Here is a 22,364-nt window from a genome sequence, read left to right as displayed (position 1 = left end):
ATCCCCCATGAAAGGCAATCCGGACGTCATCGCCTGCCTGAAAGAACTGCTGCGCGGCGAGCTTGCTGCCCGCGACCAGTACTTCATCCATTCCCGCCGTTACGAGGACCAGGGCCTGTTCGCGCTGTATGAACGCCTGAACCACGAAATGGAAGAAGAGACCCAGCACGCCGATGCGCTGCTGCGCCGGATCCTGTTCCTGGGCGGCGACCCGGACATGCGCGCGCATGCCTTCGAACCCGGCAAGACCGTGGAAGAGATGCTGCGCAAGGACCTGGACACCGAATATGCGGTGCGCAACAACCTGGCCGCCGGCATGAAGCTGTGCGAAGCCAACGGCGACTATGTCAGTCGTGACATGTTGCTGGTGCAGTTGAAGGACACCGAAGAAGACCACGCCTGGTGGCTTGAGCAGCAGCTCGGTTTGATCCAGCGCATCGGCCTGGAGCTGTACCAGCTGAGCAAGATCGACGGGAAGGGCGCTGCCGCGCACTGACCTCGCAGCCAGCCAGCCTCGCGCCAGCCAGCAACGAAAAAGCCGGGGATGTCCCCGGCTTTTTTTTGTTCGATTCCAGGCCGTGCGTGGCGCCGGGCAGGGCCCGACGCTACCTCCCTCATTCCACCGACAGTCCTTCCACCTTCTGCCAGCCACGCGGCAGCAGGTGGCCACGCGTGGCGCGCGAACCAAGGTAGGTGTCCAGCTCGCCGAACTTCAGGCCCATGGTGCGTTGGCCACTGCGGACCTGCAGGGTCTGGCCGGGGCTGATCGCCACTACCGCCACCACCCGCTCGGTGGCCAGCTTGGCTTTCGGGATCTCGATGATCTTGTTGCCCTTGCCCTTGTCCAGTTCCGGCAGGTCACTGGCGGCGATCGCCAGCAGGTTGCCCGAACTGGTCACCGCCACGATGCGGTCGGTATCCACGTTGGCCACCAGCGCCGGCTGCAGCACCGACGAGCCCGATGCCAGGTTGAGCATCGCCTTGCCGGCCTTGTTGCGGCCGATGAGGTTCTCGAAGCGGGTCACGAAGCCGTAGCCATGGGTGGAGGCCAGCACGAAGCGGCCGTTCGGCTCGGCACTGGCCAGGGTGACGAAGCTGGTGCCCGGGGCCGGCGAGAAGCGGCCGGTAAGCGGTTCACCGTTGCCGCGTGCCGACGGCAGCGTGTGCACCGGCGTGGAATACGCGCGGCCCTCGCTGTCCAGGAAGGCGACCTGCTGGGTGCTGCGCGCGCGCACCGAAGCCAGCATGCTGTCGCCATCGCGGTAATTCAGCGACGACGCATCCACGTCGTGGCCCTTGGCCGCGCGGATCCAGCCCTTCTCCGACAGCACCACGGTCATCGGCTCGCTGGGCACCAGCTCGGTTTCGTCGATGGCCTGGGCGGCAGTGCGCTGCACCAGCGGCGAACGACGCGCGTCGCCGAACTTTTTCGCATCGGCGGTCAGTTCGTCCTTGATCAGCTTCTTCAGCTTGGCCTTGCTGTCCAGGATGCCGAGGATCTTGTCGCGTTCCTTGGCGAGCTCGTCCTGTTCGCCGCGGATCTTCATTTCTTCCAGGCGGGCCAACTGCTTCAGCTTGGTTTCCAGGATGTACTCGGCCTGGTCGTCGGACAGGCCGAAGCGCGCGATCAACGCGGCCTTCGGCTCGTCTTCGGTACGGATGATGTGGATCACCTCGTCCAGGTTGAGGAAGGCGACCAGCAGGCCTTCCAACAGGTGCAGGCGACGCTCCACCTTCTGCAGGCGATGCTGCAGGCGGCGGGTCACGGTGCTGCTGCGGAAGGCCAGCCATTCGCTCAGCAGGGTCTTGAGGTTCTTGACCTGCGGGCGGCCATCCAGGCCGATCACGTTGAGGTTGACCCGGTAGCTGCGTTCCATGTCCGTGGTGGCGAACAGGTGGCCCATCAGCTGGTCGGCGTCGACCCGGTTGGAGCGCGGCACCAGCACCACCCGTACCGGGTTGGCATGGTCGGATTCATCGCGCACGTCCTCGATCCACGGCAGCTTCTTGGCGCGCATCTGCGCGGCGATCTGCTCGATCACCTTGGACGGTGATACCTGGAAGGGCAGGGCGTTGACCACCACGTTGCCGTTTTCCTTGAAGAACGTCGCACGCGCGCGGACGCTGCCATGGCCGGTCTCGTACATGTGCAGCAGATCGGCGGCCGGGGTGATGATCTCCGCGTTGGATGGATAGTCCGGGCCCTTCACGTGTTCGCACAGGTCGCGCACGCTGGCATCGGGATCTTCCAGCAGGTGCAGCAGGGCGCTGACGATCTCGTTGAGGTTGTGCGGCGGCACGTCGGTGGCCATGCCCACGGCGATGCCGGTGGTGCCGTTGAGCAGCAGGTGCGGCAGCCGCGCCGGCATCCAGGTCGGCTCCTGCATCGTGCCGTCGAAGTTCGGCGTCCAGTCGGTCGTGCCGTGGCCCAGCTCGCCCAGCAGCACTTCGGCGATCGGGGTCAGCTTGGATTCGGTGTAGCGCATCGCCGCGAAGGATTTCGGGTCGTCGCTGGAACCGAAGTTGCCCTGGCCTTCGATCAGCGGATAGCGGTATGAAAACGGCTGCGCCATCAGCACCAGTGCCTCGTAGCAGGCGCTGTCACCATGCGGGTGGTACTTACCGATGACGTCGCCGACGGTGCGGGCGGACTTCTTCGGCTTGGAGGCAGCGTTCAGCCCCAGCTCGCTCATCGCATAGATGATGCGGCGCTGCACCGGCTTGAGGCCGTCGCCGAGGAAAGGCAGCGCACGGTCCAGCACGACGTACATCGAGTAATCGAGGTAGGCGCGCTCGGCATACTCGCGCAGCGGCAGTTGTTCGAAGCCGTGGAAGACGGGGCGGGCAAGATCGGTCATGCGGGGTTGTTACCTGTGTTCGGAGGCGGCGACGGCCGTCGCCCTCGCAATGCGTTGATTATCCGGATGCGGCCGGAGAAGCCAAGCCACGTGGTGGATCCAGTCCGTGCGCGGCACGAGCCAGATAGCGTCCGGGCGGTACCCCGAAGTGGCGGCGGAACACGGTGACGAAGGCGCTGGAGCTGCTGAAGCCCAGTGCGTGGGCGATATCGGCCACCGCGCGGCCCTCGCTGAGCTGGCGCAGCGCCTCGGCCAGCCGCGCCTGCTGGCGCCAGTGGGCAAAGCTCAACGTGGTCTCTTCGCGGAAATGGCGGGTCAGCGAACGGGTCGACAGGCCCGCCCAGGCCGCCCACTGCGCCAGGCTGCGGTCATCGGCCGGTTCGGCCAGCAGCTGCGAGGCGATCTTCAGCAGGCGCCGGTCGCGCGGCATCGGCAGGTGCATGCGCTGGCGCGGGGCGGCGCGGATCTCGTCCAGCAGCACCTGGATAAGGTGCTGCTGGGGTGCGCTGGCTGTATCGGCGACCGGCCAGTCGCAGACCCGCAGCGCCACCGCCTGCAGCAACGGGGAAATGCCGATCACGCAGGGATCAGCCGGCAGATCGCGGCACAGCGTCGGCGCCAGCACCATGCCCCAGCCCCGCAGCGGCCCATCGATGGCCACCGTGTGCGGTTCGGCAGCAGGCATCCAGCCGGCGGACCCGGGCGCCAGTGACCACGTCCCGTGGCGGGTGCGGGTGGTCAGCAGGCCACTTTCCACGCAGATCAGCTGGGCACGGCCATGGGTGTGCCAGTCCACCTCGTTGGCCAGGCCGGTCGGGCTGTCGATGCGGAAGCCCACCACCGGCAGCCCATCCTCGCGTTCAAACCACTCCAGCGCACTCTCGCGCAGGACCTGCCGGCCCGCCTCGATATCGGGGCCTTGGCGGACGAGGGCCGGTGAAGTTGGCTGGAAACTGTCATTCATTGGCTGGATTGTACTACCAGGCCAACTGCGTACGCCATTAACGTGGCGACCTGCCGATCACGTCACTGCTGCAACACAGCATTCCCAGCCAGATCGAAATATTTCCATTGAGAAATATATTTTTTGGAAGAGAATGCAACGCCATGATCTGTCCTTCCGACTCTCCCCCCAGCTTCGGGCTGTTGTTGCGCCAGGTGCGCGACGGCCTGGTCCGGCAGCTTGATGCCTCGATGGCCGAAGAAGACCTTGGCCTCAACTTCACCCACTACATCGGCCTGAAAGTGCTTGCGCGGATGGCGCCGTGCACCGCCAACGAACTGGCCAAGGCCATCGACCAGGTGCCCAGCGCGGTGACCCGCCTGCTGGACAAGCTTGAGGCGCTGGGCTGTGTTCGCCGTGAAGCGCACGCGCAGGACCGGCGCGCGCTGCAGATCGTACTGACCGAAGAAGGCCGCGCGCTGTGGCTGCGGCTGCAGAAACGTGGCGAAGACGTGATCGATTACGCCTCCCGTGAGCTCAGCGCCGACGAACGCGCGCAGCTGCTCTCCCTGTTGACCCGAATCCGCGACTCCCTGGCGACTCCATGACTCCCATCACTCTCTCTTCCAAATGGCGGCACGGCCGGCCGTTGCTGCTTGCTGGCCTTGCGCTGGCGCTGGCAGCGTGCGCCAGCAGCCGCGGCCTGCAGCCGCAAGGCACCCTGCGCGATGTCGATTCCCTGCACAGCGAGCGCACGCTGGCCGATGCCTCGCTGGGTGCGGCCGGTTTCCCTGCGCGCGACTGGTGGACCGCGCTGGGCGACCCGCAGCTGGATGCCCTGATCAGCGAAGGGCTGGCCAGCCACCCCAGCCTGGAAGCGGCTGACGCACGCCTGCGCCAGGCCCGTTCGCAGGTGGGCGGTGCACGTGCCGACCAGTTGCCGAACCTGTCTGTTTCCGGTGGTTACACCGGCCTGCGCCTGCCCGAGTCGATGCTCGGCGAGGAGACCGGTGGCCATTACGCCGGCAGCGGGCAGGTCGCATTCAATTTCAGCTACGGCGTGGACCTGTGGGGCGGCAAGCGCGCGACCTGGGAAGCGGCGGTGGACAGCGCCCACGCGGCCGCCATCGATGCGCAGGCCGCTCGACTGAACCTTTCGGCCAACATCACCCAGGCGTATGCCGGGCTGGCCTACGCGTGGCAACTGCACGACGTGGCGGCCGAAGAACTGGCGCGCTCGCAGAAGGCGCTGCAGTTGACCCGCCAGCGTCGCGCGGCCGGCATCGACAGCGACCTGCAGGTGCGCCAGGCGGAATCCCGCGTGCCGGCGGCGCAGCAGCAGTTGCAGGCCGCCCAGCAGCAGATCGACGAAGGCCGTACCGCTTTGGCTGCGCTGGTCGGGCAGGGGCCGGATCGTGGCCTGCGGATCGAACGCCCCCATGCGCTTGATCCAATAGCGCTGCAGCTGCCGGGCGTGCTGCCCAGCGCGCTGCTGGGCCGTCGTCCGGACATCGTGGCGGCGCGCTGGCGGGTGGAAGCGGCCGGCAAGCAGATCGATGCAGCCAAGGCAAAGTTCTATCCCAGCCTCAACCTCACCGCGCTGGCCGGGGTGGTCGCCCCGAACGTTGGCGACCTGTTGCAGAGCAGCTCCACCTTCGCCTACATCGGCCCTGCGTTGAGCCTGCCGATCTTCGATGGCGGCCGCCTCCGCGCGGGACTGGACAGCAAGGACGCCGACTACGATCTGGCGGTGGCCACCTACAACCAGCGGCTGGTGGACGCGCTGCACGAGGTGGCCGACCAGGTCAACGCGGTGCGCTCGCTGCAACAGCAGGCGCAGTCGCAGCAGCAGGCGGTGGATACCGCCCGCGCCGCGCATGGCCTGGCCGAACAACGCTACCGCGCCGGCATCGGCGGCTATCTCGACGTGCTGACCGCGCAGTCCACCTTGTTGCAGGCACAGCAGCGGTTGGCCGGGCTGCAGTCGCAACAGGTGCTGTCCTCGGTGCGCCTCAGCCAGGCGCTGGGCGGGGGCTTCGAGCCCTCCGCCGATGACAGCCGCCGCGCCGCCTCCCTTTCCGATTCCTCGCATTCCTGAAGAAGCCTCCCATGAGCCAGACTCCCAATTCCGCGGCCCCCGCCGCTCCCAGCCGCCGCGGCAAGCTGCTGCGCGGACTGCTTGTCATCGTGCTGCTGCTGATCGCTGCGGCCGCGCTGTGGTACTTCATGTTCGGCCGTTGGTTCGAAGAAACCGACGATGCCTATGTCGGTGGCAACCAGGTGCAGATCACCTCGATGATCACCGGCACGGTGGTTGGCATCGCCGCCGATGACGGCATGCGCGTGGAGCGTGGCCAGGTGCTGGTGCAGCTGGATCGGTCCGATACCGAAGTCGCCCTGCAGCAGGCCGAAGCCAAGCTGGCCGGTACCGTGCGCCAGGTACGCGGTCTGTACCGCAGCGTGGAAGGAGCGCAGGCCGAACTCAATGCCCGCCAGGTCACCCTGAAGCGCGCCCGTGATGACTTCGCACGCCGCAAGGACCTGGCGGCCACCGGCGCCATTTCCAATGAAGAGCTGGCGCATGCGCGCGATGAACTGGCCGCTGCCGAAGCAGCCGTGGCCGGTTCGCGCGAGACCTTCGAGCGCAGCCGGGCATTGGTGGATGACACCGTGATCGCCACCCAGCCGGACGTGCAGGCAGCCGCGGCGCAGCTGCGCCAGGCGTGGCTCAACAATGCGCGTGCCGGCATCGTTTCGCCGGTCAGCGGCTACGTTGCGCGTCGTTCGGTGCAGGTGGGCCAGCGCGTGCAGCCGGGCAATGCGCTGATGGCGGTGGTGCCGACCGAGCAGATGTGGGTGGAAGCCAACTTCAAGGAAACCCAGTTGCGGCACATGCGCCTGGGCCAGGAAGTGGAGCTGCGTTCGGACCTGTACGGCGGCGACGTGCGCTATACCGGCCACCTGACCAGCCTGGGCATGGGCACCGGCTCAGCGTTCTCGCTGCTGCCGGCGCAGAATGCCAGCGGCAACTGGATCAAGATCGTCCAGCGCGTGCCGGTGCGCATCGCCATCGATGCCAAGCAACTGGCCGAACACCCGCTGCGCATCGGCCTGTCGATGAAGGCCGAGGTGAGCCTGCGTGACCAGAAGGGCGAAGTGCTGCCCAGCCAGGTCGCTACCGGTTCGGTGTTCGACACCGATGTGTATTCCAAGCAGATGCACGATGCCGACGAGGCGATCCACAGCATCATCCAGGGCAACCTGCCGCAGCGCGCCGACGCGGCCGCAGCGGCCGGCACGAAGGCGACCGCCGCGGTGGGCCAGCAGCCGACCACGCCGCCCCACGCCTCCAAGGCAGGCTGAGTTTCCATGTCTTCCCAAGTCCCTGCCGTGCCCGGTACGCCGGGCCCGCCGGCCGCCCCGGCGACCGGTTTCCTGCCGCCCAACATCGCCCTGTGCACCGCCGGCTTGGCGATGGCCTCGTTCATGCAGGTGCTGGACACCACCATCGCCAACGTGTCCCTGCCGACCATCGCTGGCAACCTGGGGGCCAGTTCGCAGCAGGCCACCTGGGTGATCACCTCGTTCGCGGTCAGCACCGCCATCGCGCTGCCGCTGACCGGCTGGCTCAGCCGCCGGGTCGGCGAGACCAAGCTGTTCGTCTGGGCCACGTTGGCCTTCACCATCGCCTCGCTGCTGTGCGGCCTGGCCCAGAGCATGGGCATGCTGGTGGTGTCACGCGCGTTGCAGGGCTTCGTCGCCGGCCCGATGTATCCCATCACCCAGTCGCTGCTGGTGTCGATCTACCCGCGTGAGAAGCGCGGACAGGCGCTGGCGCTGCTGGCGATGATCACCGTGGTGGCGCCTATCTGCGGGCCGATCCTGGGGGGGTGGATCACCGACAACTACAGTTGGGAGTGGATCTTCCTGATCAACGTGCCGCTGGGCATCTTCGCCGCGCTGGTAGTGGGCAACCAGATGAAGGGCCGCCCGGAGCAGATCGAAAAGCCGAAGATGGATTACGTCGGCCTGGTCACCCTGGTGATCGGCGTCGGCGCGCTGCAGTTGGTGCTCGATCTGGGCAACGACGAAGACTGGTTCAGTTCGCCGATGATCGTCGCGCTGTCCTGCGTTTCGGTGGTCGCGCTGGCGGTGTTCCTGATCTGGGAACTGACCGACAAGGACCCCATCGTCGATCTGCGGCTGTTCCGCCATCGCAACTTCCGTGCAGGCACGATGGCGATGGTGGTGGCCTACGCGGCGTTCTTCAGCGTGTCGCTGCTGATCCCGCAATGGCTGCAGCGTGACATGGGCTACACCGCGATCTGGGCCGGCCTGGCCACCGCGCCGATCGGCATCCTGCCGGTGATCATGACCCCCTTCGTGGGCAAGTACGCATCGCGCTTCGACATGCGCATGCTGGCTTCGGTGGCGTTCGTGTTCCTTTCCTTCACCAGCTTCCTGCGTTCCGGGTTCAACCTGCAGGTGGACTTCCAGCACGTCGCCGGCGTGCAGTTGCTGATGGGCGTGGGCGTGGCGCTGTTCTTCATGCCGGTGCTGCAGATCCTGTTGTCCGACCTGGACGGGCGCGAGATCGCCGCCGGCTCCGGCCTGGCCACGTTCCTGCGCACGCTGGGCGGCAGCTTCGCGGCTTCGTTGACCACCTGGCTGTGGTCACGGCGCACCCAGGTGCACCATGCCGACATCACCGAGCACATATCGGTGTACCAGCCGGGCATCCAGGAGCAGGTGACCGCGATGGGGCAGGGCGACCTGCAACATGGCGCGGCGGCGCTCAATACGATGATCAACCATCAGGCATCGCAGATGGGATTCAACGACATCTTCTTCCTGCTGGGCTGGATTTTCCTGGCCATCATCGCGTTCCTGTGGTTGGCCAAGCCGCCGTTCGGCGCAGGCGCGGGAAGTGCGGCGGCCGCCGGGGGGCACTGATCCGCAATCGAGAACGCCGAGCATTGCTCGGCGTTTTCTTTTGCACGGCGCCATCAAAGCCGAACGCCAGGCATGAAAAAACCCGCTTGCGCGGGTTTGATCATTTTCCGAGTCGTGGTGCCCAGGAGAGGACTCGAACCTCCACGAAGTTGCCCCCGCTAGCACCTGAAGCTAGTGCGTCTACCAATTCCGCCACCTGGGCGACTCAGGAGGAGAATTATGGGGAACGAATTAATTCGTGTCAACACTATTTCTGCATTCCGATGACGCCGCCTCGTCAGTCCTCTACGGCATGCCCGCCGAGGTGCAGCAGCAGGCTCTGCATCGAGCGTGAAAGGCCGTTCCAGCGGACGAAGCACAGGCTCAGCTGGCGGCGCGCCCAGGCATCTTCCAGCGCGATGGCGTGGAAGCCGTAACGTCGCCGATGCTGCCGGCAGATCGAGCGCGGCACGATGCCGATGCCGATACCGTGGCCGACCATCTCGCACACGCCTTCGAAGGTCTTCATGCGGATGCGCGGTGAAAGGCTGCGGCCGAGCGTACGCGCGTTGTCTTCGATGTGTTCCTGCAGCGCGTTGCCATCGGCGAGGGCGACGAAGGTATCGCCCAGTACCTCGGCGAAGCCGATCGCGGTGCGGTGCGCGAGGCGGTGGTTGGGCGGCACGATCAGCAGCAGCGGATCATCGGCCACCGGCTGCAGCTGCAGCGGGGCGCTGTCCACCGCATCGGAGGTGATACCGGCCTCGGCCTGTCCGCCGCGTACCGCGCGCACGATCTCCTTGCTGGTGCGTTCCTTCAGGTCCACGTGCAGGCGCGGTCGCGCAGCCATCCAGGGCGCCAGCCGGCCCGGCAGGAAGGTGGTGAGTGCGCCGGTGTTGGCATACAGATGCAGGGTGCCACGCGCACCGCTGGCGAACTCCTGCAGTTCTTCGCGCAGCAGCGACTGCTGGCGCAGCATCAGCCGTGCATGGTGGGCGAGGGCTTCACCGGCCTCGGTGGTGGTGACCCCGCGCGGGTGGCGGGTCAGCAGGGCGATGCCCGCTTCGGCCTCCATCGTGCGCAGCCGTTCGCTGGTCGAGGCCAGTGCAAGGTGCGCGCGTTCGGCGCCTGCCGTGATGCTGCCGGCTTCAACCACCATCAGGAACAGGCGCAGGTCGGCCAGGTCCATTCGCATATCCGCTGCTCCCTGCCTTCGGCCCAGCCGAAGGCTCGCTCATCCAGGCCGCATTGTGCCGCAGGCGGGTGGCAGGTCCTAATGAGGGAATGAATGATTCGCTCTACTTCTATTTCCTGTTGGTGGTGGTGTTCGTGTTGGCCGGCGTGGTCAAGGGCGTGACCGGGATGGGCCTGCCGACGGTTGCGATGGGCCTGCTGGGCAGCGCGCTTTCACCGGTGGCCGCCGCCTCGATGCTGTTCGTGCCGACGCTGGTCACCAACGCGTGGCAGATCCTGGCCGGGCCGTCGATCGGGCGCATCGTGCGCCGGCTGTGGCCGATGATGCTGGGCGTGGTGGTGGCCACCGTGGCCGGCGCAGCGCTGCTGGTGCGGGTGCAGGCGCGCTGGTCCGGCCTGGCACTGGGCGTGGCGCTGATCGTGTATGCCCTGTACTCGGCGCTCGCGCCGGCCTTCCGCGTGCCGCCGCGAAAGGAGCGCTGGCTGTCGCCGCTGGTCGGTGCGATATCCGGCCTGGTCACCGGCGCCACCGGGGTGTTCGTGATGCCGGCCGTGCCGTACCTGCAATCGCTCGGGCTGGATCGCGATGAGCTGGTGCAGGCGCTGGGCCTGGCGTTCACCGTATCCACGATCTCACTGACCACCGGGCTGCTGGTGCACGGGGCGTTCGGTGTGCAGCAGCTGGGGCTGAGCGCACTGGCGATCGTGCCGGCGCTGGCGGGAATGTGGCTGGGGCAGAAGATCCGCGGGCGGATCAGCGCGCGCGCGTTCCGGCTGTGCTTTCTCGGTTTCCTGCTGCTGCTGGGAATCGAGCTGGTGGTGCGTCCGTGGATCGGATGAGAAGGCAAAAAAAAACCCCGCATCAGCGGGGTTTTTTTCATCGATGGTGCCCAGGAGAGGACTCGAACCTCCACGAAGTTGCCCCCGCTAGCACCTGAAGCTAGTGCGTCTACCAATTCCGCCACCTGGGCATCGAGGGAGCGAATTATGCAGAGGCGTGAAGAGGCTGTCAACCCTGTTTTTCAGGCGTTTCATCGCGCCCAACAAAAAACCCCCGCTTGCGCGAGGGTTGTTTGTTTTGGTGCCCAGAAGAGGACTCGAACCTCCACGAAGTTGCCCCCGCTAGCACCTGAAGCTAGTGCGTCTACCAATTCCGCCATCTGGGCTTGCAGAGCGGGCGATTTTGAACACGAGAGAGGCGCTTGTCAACGGTTTTCCTGAAAAAAGGGCCGCCATTCATTTACACCGGGCCATGACCCGTTCTGCACGCCCGCACCGGCTACCATGGAGGGCGATGAACACCAAAAAACCAAGCAAGGGCGGGAAGAGCTCCCGCACATCGCCGCCCCAGGGCGCCCCCGCCGGATCGCCGAAGGGCCCGAAGAAGAAGAGCCTGCCGCCGTGGATGCCGGAAACCCTGACCGGTGGAGGCGCCGGTGCGGCTGCTGCCCCGCGTGGCGCAGGCCGCCGCGGGCCGCCCCCGTCCGGCCCGCGCGGTCGCCGTCCGTTGCCGCCGCTGGGCGCACCGGTGGATGATCCGCATGCCGCCCGCGAGGCGGAAAAATACGAGCAGCCCATTGCCAGCCGCGAGGCCATCCTGGCTTTGCTTGAACGCTGCGAAGGGCCGCAGACCGCCGAGGAAGTCGGTGCCCGCCTGGGCCTGACCGCACCGGATCGCGCTGAAGCGCTGTCGCGCCGGTTGGGCGCGATGGTCCGCGATGGCCAGCTGGTGCAGAACCGCCGCGGTGGCTTCGCCCCGATCCAGGCGCTGAACCTGGTGACCGGCGTGGTGATCGCCAATCCGGAAGGCTTCGGCTTCCTGCGCCCGGTGGAAGGCGGTGATGACCTGTTCCTGCCACCCTATGAAATGCGCAAGGTCATGCACGGTGACAAGGTGCTGGCCAACGTGACCGGCATCGACCACCGCGGTCGCCGCGAGGGCAGCATCGCCCGCGTGCTTGAGCGCGGCATGACCCGGCTGATCGGCCGCTTCAGCGTGGAGATGGGCATCAATTACGTGGTGCCCGATGACAAGCGCATCCAGCGCAATGTGCAGGTACCGCCGGACCACACCGGTGGCGCGCGCGATGGACAGTTGGTGGTGTGCGAACTGACCCAGGCCCCGGACAGCCGCCGTCCGCCGATCGGCCGCATCATCGCCGTGCTCGGCGACAAGCTGACCGCTTCACTGGTGGTGGAAACGGCCATCCACGGCCACGAACTGCCGTTCGAATTCCCGCAGGAAGTGCTCGATGAAGCCGCCTCGGTACCGCTGGTGGTCGAACCGGCGATGATCGGCAACCGCGTGGACCTGCGCAGCACCCCGCTGGTCACCATCGATGGCGAGGATGCCAAGGACTTCGACGACGCGGTCTACTGCGAACCCAATGCCAACGGCTTCCGGCTGGTGGTGGCCATCGCCGATGTCTCCAACTACGTGCGTCCCGGCACCCCGCTGGATGATGAAGCGCAGAAGCGCGCCACCTCGGTGTATTTCCCGGGCTTCGTGGTGCCGATGCTGCCGGAGACGCTGTCCAACGGCATCTGCTCGCTGATGCCCAAGGTCGACCGCATGTGCTTTGTCTGCGACATGCAGGTGGACCGCGACGGCCAGGTCAGCAGCTCGAAATTCTACGAAGCGGTGATGAACTCGCACGCGCGCCTGACCTACACCCAGGTGTGGCAGGCGGTGGGCGAGGACGATGCCGGCGCCAAGGCGGTGATCGGACCGCTGCTGCCGCAGGTGGAACGCCTGTACCAGCTGTACCACGTGTTGGCCAAAGCGCGCAGCAAGCGCGGTGCGATCGAGTTCGAATCCAGCGAAGTGCGCTTCGTGCTGGACAATACCGGCGAGGTCACCCAGGCCGGCATGCTGATGCGCAACGATGCGCACAAGCTGATCGAAGAATGCATGATCGCCGCCAACGTGGAGGCCGCGCGCTACCTGCTGGCCAACGGCGTACCGGCGCCTTACCGCGTGCATGACAAGCCGCCGGAGACCAAGTTCGCCGACCTGCTGGAGTTCCTGAAGGAATTCAAGCTGAGCCTGCCGCCGTGGTCGAAGGTGGTGCCGGGCGACTACACCAAGCTGCTGAAGAAGATCCGTGATCGCCCCGATGCGGCGCTGCTGGAGTCGGTGTTGCTGCGCAGCCAGAGCATGGCGGTGTACCACCCCGACAACAATGGCCACTTCGGGCTGGCCCTGGAGGCGTACGCGCACTTCACCTCGCCGATCCGTCGCTACCCCGATCTGCTGGTGCACCGTGCAATCAAGCACGCACTCACCGGCGCACGCGCGGACAAGTACCTCTACACCGCGCGCGAGATGGCCGCGCTGGCACTGCAGTGTTCCGAGCGCGAGCGCCGTGCGGACGAGGCCGAGCGCGAGGTGGATGAGCGCTACCGCGCTGCCTGGATGGAAAAGCATGTCGGCGGCCAGTTCGACGGCGTGATCAGTGGCGTCACCAGCTTCGGTCTGTTCGTTGAATTGACCGATTCCAAGGTGCAGGGCCTGGTGCATGTCACCCAGCTGCCGCATGACTATTACAAGTTCGATGCGGTGCGTAAGACGCTCGGTGGCGAGCGTCGTGGCACGAGTTACCGCTTGGGCGACAGCGTCCGCGTACTGGTGCTCAAGGCCAGCATGGAAGAGCGCAAGATCGACTTCCGCCTGGTCGAGCACAAGGGCGAGGAAGAAGAAGCGCCGCGCGCGGCACCGTTGCCCGAGCACGGCAAGCCGGCCAAGCGAACCAAGAAGAAGTACTGAGAAGACGCGGGTAGCGCCGGGTCCTGCCCGGCGTCCGCTGCAGAGGGAGGCGAACACCATGCAGGGCCAACCCGAACACAGCGGCGGCTGCCAGTGCGGTGCCGTCCGCTTCGAAGTCCGCGGTGAGCTGAAGGACAGCTCGATATGCCACTGCCGGATGTGCCAGAAAGCCGTCGGTGCGTACTACGCGCCGTTGGTTTCAGTGCGCGGCGCGCAGTTCAGCTGGACCCGCGGCCAGCCCAGCCACTTCCAGTCGTCCAACCTGGTGCGGCGCGGCTTCTGCAACCAGTGCGGAACCCCGCTCACCTACGACGCGCCGGACGGAATGGCCATCGCCGCCGGGGCCTTCGACCAGCCTGCGCGGCTGCCGCCGGTGCGCCAGTACGGCATGGAAGCGCGGCTGCCGTTCATCGATGCGCTGGGCGCGTTGCCGTCCTCGCGTACCGAGCAGGACGTGGAGTCGCTGGAATTCCTGGCCCGGCTGGTCTCCCACCAGCATCCGGACCACGACACCCCGCACTGGCCCCCGCAGAGTCGCTGAGGTGCCTGCGCCGGCGCGGCCGATGCTCTACCATACCCACCCCCCTTACCGGTCACGCCGAGCATGAGCAGCAAGAGCAGCCAGTGGATTGTCGGCGTCAACGCCGTCGCTTCCTCCATCGAAAACGATGCCGAGAACGTCCGCGAGGTGCTGGTCGAAGCAGGCGCGAAGAACCCGCGGCTGGTCGAGATCGAAGAGAATGCCCGCCGCAAGGGCATCGATGTGCGCAAGGTGAACAGCCAGGCGCTGGACGGTGTCGGTGGGTCGGTGCGTCACCAGGGCGTTGCCGCACGCTATGCCGCTGCGCGCACCTACAACGAAAACGAGCTGGAAGCGCTGGTGGAAGCTGCCGAGGGCAAGGCGCTGCTGCTGGTGCTGGATGAAGTGCAGGATCCGCACAACCTCGGTGCCTGCCTGCGCAGTGCGGCGGCGGCCGGTGCCACTGCGGTGATCATTCCGAAGGACAAGTCGGCGACGGTGAACGCCACCGTGCGCAAGACCTCGGCCGGCGCGGCCGACCGTATCCCGGTGGTCGCGGTGACCAACCTGTCGCGCTGCCTGAAGGACCTGCAGAAGCAGGGTGTGTGGATCTACGGGCTGGCCGGTGAAGCGACCGCCTCGCTGTACGACCTGGACCTGAAGGGCAACATCGCGCTGGTGCTGGGCGGCGAGGCGGACGGCCTGCGCCGGCTGACCCGCGAGAACTGCGACGGGCTGGTCAAGATCCCGATGCCGGGCGAGATCGAAAGCCTGAACGTGTCGGTCGCCACCGGCGTGAGCCTGTTCGAAGTGGTACGCCAGCGCGGCTGAGCCACCGTACCGGTAGCGGGGGGGGGGGGGGGGGGGGGGGGGCCGGGCCTGGAGCCGCTGCCAACGTCGCTTGCGACGGCCCGGAGGGTGTCGGTCAGGACGACCGGCATAGCCATGCTCGGCGAGCGCAGCGGTAACGCAGCAACAGCGTGACGACCAACGGTCGTCACCCACCAGGGCGGGTCGTCACCCACCAAGGCGGAAAGCCTGACGGCCAGCGGCCGTCACTACCGGCGTCAGGAGGACGGCCAGCGGCCGTCACTGCCCGGCTGCGCTGCCTCCCAGTGCTTTGAACAGCGTGACGTCATTGGCCAGCTGGCTCTGCCGCACGCGCGCCAGTGACAGCTCGGCCTGGCGCCGGGTCTGCTGCGCCAGCAGCCAATCGCGCAGGTCGGTCGCACCGACCCGGTACCGCACTTCTTCGGCACGCTCCACCGCCACCGCCTCGTTGAACGAGGCTTGCGATGCGGCCACCTGGATGGCCAGCTGGTCACGTGCGGACAGCGCGTTGTCCACTTCGGAAAGCGCGGTATACAGCGTCTTGCGGAACGTGGTGGCGGCGATCTGGTAGTCCGTGCCGGCCACATCCGTGTCCAGCTGCGCACGCTGCAGGTTGAGGAACGGAAGGGCAAGTCCGGCGCCCAGCGTAGCCACCGGATTGCGCAGCACATCGCCCAGGTTCGGACCGCTGGTGCCGATGCCGCCGTTCAGGCTCAGCGTCGGGTAGTAGCTGGTGGCCGTCACGTGGATCTGCTTGAGGCTGTTGCGCAGGCGCAGTTCGGCCGCACGCAGGTCCGGCCGGCGCGCCAGCAGCTCGGCTGGCAGGCCGGCCTGCAGCGACGGGCTGCTGGCACCGGCCAGGCTCTGCGGCTCCTCCGCCTGCGGCCACGGCTGGCCATCCAGCAGCACGGTCAGCGCGTTGCGTGCCTCCACCCGCTGCTGTTCCAGCGCGGATTGCCCCGCACGTTGGGCTTCAAGGCTTTGCCGGGCCTGGCGCACTTCCATGCCCGATGCCGCGCCGGCATCCAGCCGCGCCTGCACCAGTTCCAGGGTGCGCTGCAGGCGCGCGAGGTCCTCCGCGCCCGCGGCGATGGACTGGTTGAGATAGGCCAGGTTCCAGTAGTAGTTGACCGCATCGCCGATGGCGATCAGCGCGGTGTTCTGCCGGTCTTCCTCGCTGGCCTGCGCCGACCACGCCGCGATGTCACGCTGGGCGCGCAGTCTGCCCCACAGGTCCACTTCCCACTGCAGCGAAACGCCGGTGCTGTAGTCGCCCGTACGCTGCCAGTCCGCACTGCGGTCGATCGGCCGCGCCGTGCTGGTGCTGATGCCGGACAGGGACGGGTCCGGCCACAGCGCATTGCGCGCGAGGCCAGCCTGGAGGCGGGCCCGTTGCACGTTCAGCCCGGCCACGGCGAGGTCGTTGTTGGCGTCCAGTACGCGGCTGACCAGGCGGTCCAGCCCGGCATCACCGAAGCCGGTCCACCAGGCATCGGCGCGTACATCCGGGCGGGGCTGGTCCAGTCCGCTCAGCGGTGCTGCATCGGCCGTGCCGAGGCCGGCGCTGTGGGTGCCATAGCGGGCGGGAACCGCGGCGTCCTGCACCGGGTAGCGGCCCGCTGTGGCGCAGCCGGCCAGCGCGGCGAGCAGCGAACCGGCCAGCAGCAGGCGCGAAGGCATCGAGCAGGAACGGGTCATGGGGATCCTCATTCGCGGGCCAGCGCGTCGACCGGATCCAGCTGCGCGGCACTGCGCGCGGGCAGGAAGCCGAAGGCCACGCCGATCAGGGTGGAACAGGCAAAGGCAGCAATGATGGACCCGGTGGAGAACACCATCTGGAAATCGTTGGAGAACCGGCCGAACGCCCAGCCCAGCGCCAGCGCGAGGCTGACGCCGATCAGCCCGCCCAGCAGGCAGACCAGCACCGCTTCGATCAGGAACTGCTGTCGGATGTCACTCTGGCGCGCCCCCACGGCCATGCGCACGCCGATCTCGCGGGTGCGCTCGGTCACCGACACCAGCATGATGTTCATCACTCCGATGCCGCCGACCAGCAGCGCTATGGCGGCGATCGCCCCGATCAGCAGGGTCATCGTGCGGGTGGTCTGCTCGATGGTCTCGCGGATCTCCGCGCTGTTGCTCAGGAAGAAATCTTCGGTGCCGTGGCGCATCGTCAGCACGTTGGTGATCGCCGCCTGGGCGGCGTCCATCGGCGTATCGTCCTTCACCCGCACGGTGATGCTGGACACATAATTCTGTCCCAGCATGCGCGACATCGCCGTGGTGTGCGGCACCCAGACACTCAGGCTGGTGCTGCCGCCAAAGCCGAAACTCTGCCGCTTCGCCACGCCGACCACGCGCGCCGGTACGTTGCCGAGCAGGATCACCTGGCCGATCGGGTCGCTGTCCGGGAAGAACTGGGTCCTGGTGTTTTCATCGATCACCGCGACCTGCGCCAGTGACTTCACCGCGTCGGTATCGAAGAAGCTGCCACTGACCAGGCTCACCCCTTTCACCCGGAAGAACTGCTCGCCCACGCCGCTCACCGACGCGGTGGCCGACAGGTTGCGGTAACGTGCGGTCACCGAGGTGGAGACGCTGGGCGTGGCGCTGTCCACGTAGCTCTGCCCGGCCAGCGCATCGGCGTCGCTGGCCTTGAGCGTCTGCACCCGCCCCGAACGCATGTCACCGAAGCCACGTCCTGGATAGACATCGATGGTGTTGGTGCCCAGCGAACTGATGTTCTGCAGGATCTGCTGTTGCGAGCCATTGCCCAGTGCCACCACCGACACCACCGAGGCGATGCCGATGATGATGCCGAGCATGGTCAGGAAGGTGCGCAGGCGGTGCGCGTTCATGGCCAGCAGGGCCATGCGGAAGGCTTCGGTGAAGCGGTCGCGGGCCGCACGCCAGCTGTTGCCCTTGCCGGCATCGATGCTCGGCGCGCGCTGCGCACGGTAGGCCGGCGCCTTCTCGTTGATGCGGTCGGCGATGATCTCGCCGTCGCGGATTTCGATGATGCGCTGGGCGTGCTCGGCCACGCTCATGTCGTGGGTGACGATGATGATGGTGTGGCCTTCGGCATGCAGCTCGCCCAGGATGCCCATCACTTCTTCGCCGGAACGCGTATCCAGTGCGCCGGTGGGTTCGTCGGCCAGGATCACCTCGCCGCCGTTCATCAGCGCACGCGCGATGGACACGCGCTGCTGCTGTCCACCGGACAACTGTCCCGGCTTGTGCTGCATGCGATCGCCCAGTCCCAGGCGTTGCAGCAGCTGCACCGCACGCGCGCTGCGCTGTTCGCTCGGGTTGCCGGCATAGATGGCCGGCACTTCCACGTTGCCACGCGCATCCAGGTCGCCGAGCAGGTGGTAGCGCTGGAAGATGAAGCCGAAGTGCTCGCGGCGCAGTTCCGCCAGTTCATCCGGATCCATGCGACCGGTCTCGCGGCCGGCCACCTGGTAACTGCCGCGGGTAGGGCGGTCCAGGCATCCCAGGATGTTCATCAGCGTCGACTTGCCGGAGCCGGACTGGCCGACGATGGCGACCATCTCACCGGCATGGATGTCCAGGTTGACGTCACGCAGCACAGCGATGGTGTCTTCGCCGGCAGGGAATTCGCGGCGCAGGTCGCGCAGTCGCAGCAGCACGGCGGAAGCGGCCGGCGTGCTCATCGGCGTGGCCCGCCGCCGCCCATGCCCGGACCCATGCGCATCCCGGGGGCACGGTTGGACGAGGCCGAGGCGCTGGCCGAGCCGCCTTCGCCGACCACCACGCGCTCGCCTTCGGCCAGGCCGGACAGGATCTCGGCATTGGCGCCGTTGTTGATCCCCACCTTGACCCGGCGCGGCTGCGGCTGGCCGTCTTCACCGACCACGCGCACCACCTGCTGGCCATCACGGGTCTTCGGCCCCAACGCGACCGATGGCACGGTCAGCGCATCCTTGGCCTGCTTCAGCAGTACCGAAACCTGCGCGGTCATGTCGATGCGCAGGGTGCCATCGGGGTTTTCAACGTCGAACAGCGCGTTGTAGTAGACCGCCGTGCTGGAACTCGAACTGGACGAACTGCTGGAGCTGGAAGCGCTCTCGTTGGCGATCGATGCCGGCGCCGGATTCACCTGGCGCAGCGTGGCGTGGTACCTGCGGTCCGGTTCGCCCAGGGTGGTGAAGTACACCGGCATGCCCGGCTTGATCTTGACCACGTCGGCTTCGGAGATCTCCGCATTCACCGTGACCAGGTCCAGCCGCGCGAGCATCACGATGGTCGGTGCGGTCTGGTTGGCATTCACGGTCCGGCCTTCTTCGGTCACCACCGCCACCACGGTGCCATCCATCGGCGCGGTGATGCGGGTGTAGGCCAGGTCGGCACGCGCGGTGGCGACTTCGGTTTCGCTGCCCTTGATCTGCGCCTGGTTGGCCTGGATCTGCGCGCGGGCGGTCTTCAGCGCGGCTTCGGCCGCGTCGTATTCCTGCCGCGACGTGGCTTCGGCGGCGAGCATCTGCTGCTGGCGGGCGAAGTCCAGTTCGGCCTGGCGCAGGCTGGCCTGCTGTACCGCCAACTGCGCGCGCTGCTGCTGCAGGGTGGCTTCGGCCTTGAGCACAGTGTTCTGCTGGGTGGTGGCGTCGATCTCAGCGATCAGCTCGCCTTCCTTCACCGTATCGCCGAGCTGGACCTTCAGCGAGCGCACCTGGCCGGAAGCCTGCGCGCCGACGCTGACCAGCCGGTAGGCGTCGATGACCCCGGTGGCGTCCACCGTCTGCTCTACGTCGGCGCGGGTCACCGGGGAGGTGGCCAGCGTCGGTGCAGCCGGCTTGCGCAGCAGCCACCAGGCAATCGCGGCGAGCAACACGATGACCAGCAGGGACAGCAACAGGCGACCGCGGCGGGTCTTGGGCAGCAGGCGGAAATTCACGGTGGGGTGTACTCGACAGGCCGTCCAGCGGCATCGTGTTCATTGTGCGAACCGTTTGCCTGCAGGCTCAATCCTCAAGATGTGTCCGTGTGTAACATGGCGGCATCAAGCGTGTTTCACCGTGTATCGCGTCTGCCACTGGATACACTGCAACGCATTGGCCCGAGTGCGGTTCAGCTGCCGACAGGGGATGATGCCGCCATGGAGACCACCCACCCGATGCACCGCCTGCTCATCGTCGATGACGACAACGACATCCGCAGCCTGCTGGCCGAGCAGCTCGGTCGCGCCGGCTACCAGGTCAGTACCGCCGCCGATGGCGCGGGCATGCGCCAGGTACTGGAGCGCGAGCATGTCGACCTGATCGTGCTGGACCTGAACCTTCCTCGCGAGGATGGGCTGACCCTCTGCCGCGACCTGCGCGCACGCTCGGCCACGCCGGTGATCATGCTCACTGCACGCGCCGAACCCATCGATCGCGTGCTGGGGCTGGAAATGGGGGCCGACGATTACCTGGCCAAGCCGTTCGAACCGCGTGAGCTGCTGGCGCGCATCCGCAACGTGCTGCGCAGGACCGAAGCGTTGCCGGCCAACCTGGAGCCGCTGGCGATCCGCCGTGCGCGCTTCTCGCGCTGGATCTTCGACCTTGAACACCGCCATCTGGTCGATCCCGATGGTCGCGTGGTGGTGCTGTCCGGTGCTGAGTTCCGCCTGCTGCGGGTATTCGTTGGGCACGCCAACAAGGTGCTCTCGCGCGAACAGCTGGTCGCCCTCAGTACCGGGCGCAACTACGAATCCCAGGACCGCGCGATCGACCTGCAGGTCAGTCGCCTGCGCAACAAGCTGGCCGACGACGGTGGCCCTGATGGCCTGATCAAGACCGTGCGCAACGAAGGCTATGTGCTGGCTGCGGCGGTGACGCTGGAATGAGCCGGCTGCGCCGCTTCCTGTCTTCGATGGTGGGCCGGCTGTTCGTGATCCTGCTGCTGGGCATGGGCGTGGCGGCGATCGGCGCGACCTTGCTGGCCGGCGCCAAGCGGCAGCAGGAGTTCGAACGGCAGAACCTGACCCGCATCGCTGACCGCCTGCAGGGCTACGTGAACCTGCTGGACGGCAATCCGGAACTGCGCGAGCGGCTGCTGGCGGCGGGCGGTCCGAGCGTGCGCGTGCTGCTGCCCGGTGCCCGCCAGGGCAGGGCGGACAGCGCGTTGATGGACGTGCTGGCGGCGCGCCCCGGTCCGGTGGCCAGTGCGTCGGTGCATTTCACGTCCTTCCGGGCCTGCCTGCCGCGCATGGAAGACCTGCTGCCGCCGCCGCAGGACAAGGACAAGCACCGCAACCGGCCGCCGCGCGAGCGCGATCCGGCCTTCATCCCACCGCGTTGCCGCGCAGTGCAGTTGACCCTGTCCGATGGCACCGCGCTGGCGCTGGCGCTGGAATCGCCTGCAGTGGCGCACAACGGCGTGCTGGCGGTGGATCCGCTGTTCCTCAGCCTGCTGGTGCTGGCCATCGCCGTGCTGGCGTATGCCGTCGCGCGGATGGCCAGTGCGCCGCTGCAGCGGTTGGCCAGCGCTGCGCAGGAGCTGGGACAGGACCTGCACCGCGAGCCGATGCCGGTTACCGGGCCGCTGGAGGTCCAGCGCGCCGCCGAGGCCTTCAATGCCATGCAGCAGCAACTGCAGCGGCACCTGGCCGAGCGCACCCACATGCTGGCGGCGATCACCCATGACCTGCAGACGCCGGTCACGCGCTTGCGCCTGCGGCTTGAGAACGTGGAAGACGAAGCCCTGCGCGAGCGCCTGGTCGCTGACCTGGCGGCCATGCAGGCGCTGATCCGCGAGGGGCTGGAGCTGGCGCGCAGCGCCGAAAGCGCGGAACAGCGGGCGCCGCTGGACCTGGATTCGCTGCTGGAAAGCCTGGTGGAAGATGCCGTGGAAGCTGGGGCCGACGCCCGCTTCGATGGCGGCTGTGGCGCGGTGCTGATGCTGCGGCCGCTGGCCATGCGCCGCCTTTTCAGCAACCTGCTGGACAACGCGCTGATGTACGGGCAGTCGGCCAGTGTGCGGGCCGAACGGGATGGCAAGGGCGTGCGGGTGCGCATCAGCGATCAGGGCCCCGGGCTGGCCGACGACGAGCTGCGCAGCGTGTTCGATCCCTTCGTGCGGCTGGAAACCTCGCGTTCGCGGGAAACCGGCGGGGCCGGACTGGGCCTGACCATCGCCCGCGCCCTGGCCGGCAAGGACGGCGCCCGGGTGAGCCTGGAGAACCGCGCAGGCGGCGGTCTGGATGCAGTCGTTTACTGGCCCGCGCCGGTGATGGCCGCCTCGCGCGGCGGGGCTTGACACAGGCGGGCGCGGATTTGCCTATGATGCGCATACCTTCCCAGCGTCAACCCGATGAACCAG

The 22,364-nt window shown here is 67.2% G+C and carries 16 protein-coding genes, 3 tRNA genes and 1 pseudogene; 11 read left to right on the top strand and 9 right to left on the bottom strand.

All coding sequences use genetic code 11. The features are described 5' to 3' along the window. Window positions 1-7: 7 nt before the first annotated feature. Entirely contained in the window at window positions 8-496 is a 489-nt protein-coding gene (gene bfr, locus H9654_RS07165; RefSeq protein ID WP_101099965.1) for a bacterioferritin, read from the top strand. A 118-nt stretch (window positions 497-614) separates the two neighbouring features. Here the strand turns inward: bfr and parC are convergent, their stop codons facing one another. Then, a complete protein-coding gene (gene parC / locus H9654_RS07160; protein WP_191770111.1) occupies window positions 615-2,858 on the bottom strand; it encodes a DNA topoisomerase IV subunit A in 2,244 nt (747 codons plus the stop codon). A 58-nt stretch (window positions 2,859-2,916) separates the two neighbouring features. Continuing rightward, a complete protein-coding gene (locus H9654_RS07155) occupies window positions 2,917-3,822 on the bottom strand; it encodes an AraC family transcriptional regulator (RefSeq protein ID WP_191770110.1) in 906 nt (301 codons plus the stop codon). 143 nt (window positions 3,823-3,965) lie between these two features. Between H9654_RS07155 and H9654_RS07150 the strand changes: the two genes are divergently transcribed. The 4 genes and pseudogenes from H9654_RS07150 to H9654_RS07135 all read left to right on the top strand — a co-directional run bounded on the left by H9654_RS07150 (window position 3,966) and on the right by H9654_RS07135 (window position 8,754). After that, complete coding sequence (locus H9654_RS07150; protein WP_042615348.1) at window positions 3,966-4,409, top strand: MarR family winged helix-turn-helix transcriptional regulator; 444 nt, start codon at window positions 3,966-3,968, stop codon at window positions 4,407-4,409. After that, a complete protein-coding gene (locus H9654_RS07145) occupies window positions 4,406-5,899 on the top strand; it encodes an efflux transporter outer membrane subunit (protein WP_191770108.1) in 1,494 nt (497 codons plus the stop codon). Before H9654_RS07150 ends, H9654_RS07145 begins: the two co-directional genes overlap by 4 nt. A gap of 11 nt (window positions 5,900-5,910) precedes the next feature. After that, window positions 5,911-7,074, top strand: a pseudogene (locus H9654_RS07140) (HlyD family secretion protein); the annotation flags it as partial. A gap of 96 nt (window positions 7,075-7,170) precedes the next feature. Continuing rightward, a complete protein-coding gene (locus tag H9654_RS07135; protein WP_191770104.1) occupies window positions 7,171-8,754 on the top strand; it encodes a DHA2 family efflux MFS transporter permease subunit in 1,584 nt (527 codons plus the stop codon). Window positions 8,755-8,869: 115 nt separating this feature from the next. Here the strand turns inward: H9654_RS07135 and H9654_RS07130 are convergent. After that, window positions 8,870-8,956: transfer RNA gene (locus H9654_RS07130), tRNA-Leu, on the bottom strand. A 75-nt stretch (window positions 8,957-9,031) separates the two neighbouring features. Continuing rightward, on the bottom strand, window positions 9,032-9,928 hold the full coding sequence (locus H9654_RS07125) for a LysR family transcriptional regulator (RefSeq protein ID WP_191770102.1): 897 nt from the start codon (window positions 9,926-9,928) through the stop codon (window positions 9,032-9,034). 89 nt (window positions 9,929-10,017) lie between these two features. On the opposite strand from H9654_RS07125, the gene H9654_RS07120 reads away from it, so the two are divergent. Then, complete coding sequence (locus tag H9654_RS07120; protein WP_191770101.1) at window positions 10,018-10,767, top strand: sulfite exporter TauE/SafE family protein; 750 nt, start codon at window positions 10,018-10,020, stop codon at window positions 10,765-10,767. Window positions 10,768-10,811: 44 nt separating this feature from the next. On the opposite strand, the gene H9654_RS07115 is transcribed toward H9654_RS07120, so the two are convergent. Further along, window positions 10,812-10,898 (bottom strand) — tRNA-Leu (locus tag H9654_RS07115). Between the two features lie 108 nt (window positions 10,899-11,006). Then, window positions 11,007-11,093, bottom strand: a tRNA-Leu gene (locus tag H9654_RS07110). A gap of 128 nt (window positions 11,094-11,221) precedes the next feature. Here H9654_RS07110 and rnr point away from each other — a divergent pair. From rnr to rlmB, 3 genes are all read left to right on the top strand, one after another. Then, window positions 11,222-13,693 (top strand): ribonuclease R, encoded by a 2,472-nt coding sequence (gene rnr, locus H9654_RS07105; protein WP_191770099.1) that lies wholly within the window; start codon window positions 11,222-11,224, stop codon window positions 13,691-13,693. 58 nt (window positions 13,694-13,751) lie between these two features. After that, the gene (locus tag H9654_RS07100; RefSeq protein ID WP_191770097.1) at window positions 13,752-14,234 is read left to right on the top strand and encodes a GFA family protein; all 483 of its coding nucleotides are present in this window, start codon (window positions 13,752-13,754) and stop codon (window positions 14,232-14,234) included. A gap of 63 nt (window positions 14,235-14,297) precedes the next feature. Beyond that, window positions 14,298-15,044: a 23S rRNA (guanosine(2251)-2'-O)-methyltransferase RlmB gene (rlmB, locus tag H9654_RS07095; protein ID WP_101099975.1), complete on the top strand. Its 747-nt coding sequence runs from the start codon at window positions 14,298-14,300 to the stop codon at window positions 15,042-15,044. A 258-nt stretch (window positions 15,045-15,302) separates the two neighbouring features. Here rlmB and H9654_RS07090 read toward each other — a convergent pair whose 3' ends face one another. From H9654_RS07090 to H9654_RS07080, 3 genes are read right to left on the bottom strand one after another with little or no spacing between them, the layout of a single operon-like run. Next, window positions 15,303-16,742, bottom strand: a complete 1,440-nt coding sequence (locus H9654_RS07090) for an efflux transporter outer membrane subunit (RefSeq protein WP_191770096.1) — start codon at window positions 16,740-16,742, stop codon at window positions 15,303-15,305. 8 nt (window positions 16,743-16,750) lie between these two features. After that, a complete protein-coding gene (locus H9654_RS07085) occupies window positions 16,751-18,718 on the bottom strand; it encodes a MacB family efflux pump subunit (protein ID WP_191770094.1) in 1,968 nt (655 codons plus the stop codon). Next, the gene (locus tag H9654_RS07080; protein ID WP_191770092.1) at window positions 18,715-19,959 is read right to left on the bottom strand and encodes an efflux RND transporter periplasmic adaptor subunit; all 1,245 of its coding nucleotides are present in this window, start codon (window positions 19,957-19,959) and stop codon (window positions 18,715-18,717) included. Before H9654_RS07080 ends, H9654_RS07085 begins: the two co-directional genes overlap by 4 nt. Window positions 19,960-20,160: 201 nt before the next feature. Here H9654_RS07080 and H9654_RS07075 point away from each other — a divergent pair, with 201 nt between their 5' ends. Beyond that, window positions 20,161-20,889, top strand: coding sequence for a response regulator (locus tag H9654_RS07075; RefSeq protein ID WP_042614348.1), 729 nt, complete (start codon window positions 20,161-20,163; stop codon window positions 20,887-20,889). Further along, entirely contained in the window at window positions 20,886-22,301 is a 1,416-nt protein-coding gene (locus H9654_RS07070; protein WP_191770090.1) for an ATP-binding protein, read from the top strand. The genes H9654_RS07075 and H9654_RS07070 overlap by 4 nt, the downstream gene beginning before the upstream one ends. Window positions 22,302-22,364 lie beyond the last annotated feature (63 nt).

The sequence above is a fragment of the Stenotrophomonas lacuserhaii genome (assembly GCF_014836545.1).
Taxonomy (GTDB): Bacteria; Pseudomonadota; Gammaproteobacteria; order Xanthomonadales; family Xanthomonadaceae; genus Stenotrophomonas; species Stenotrophomonas lacuserhaii.
This window is presented reverse-complemented; position numbering and strand designations above follow the sequence as displayed.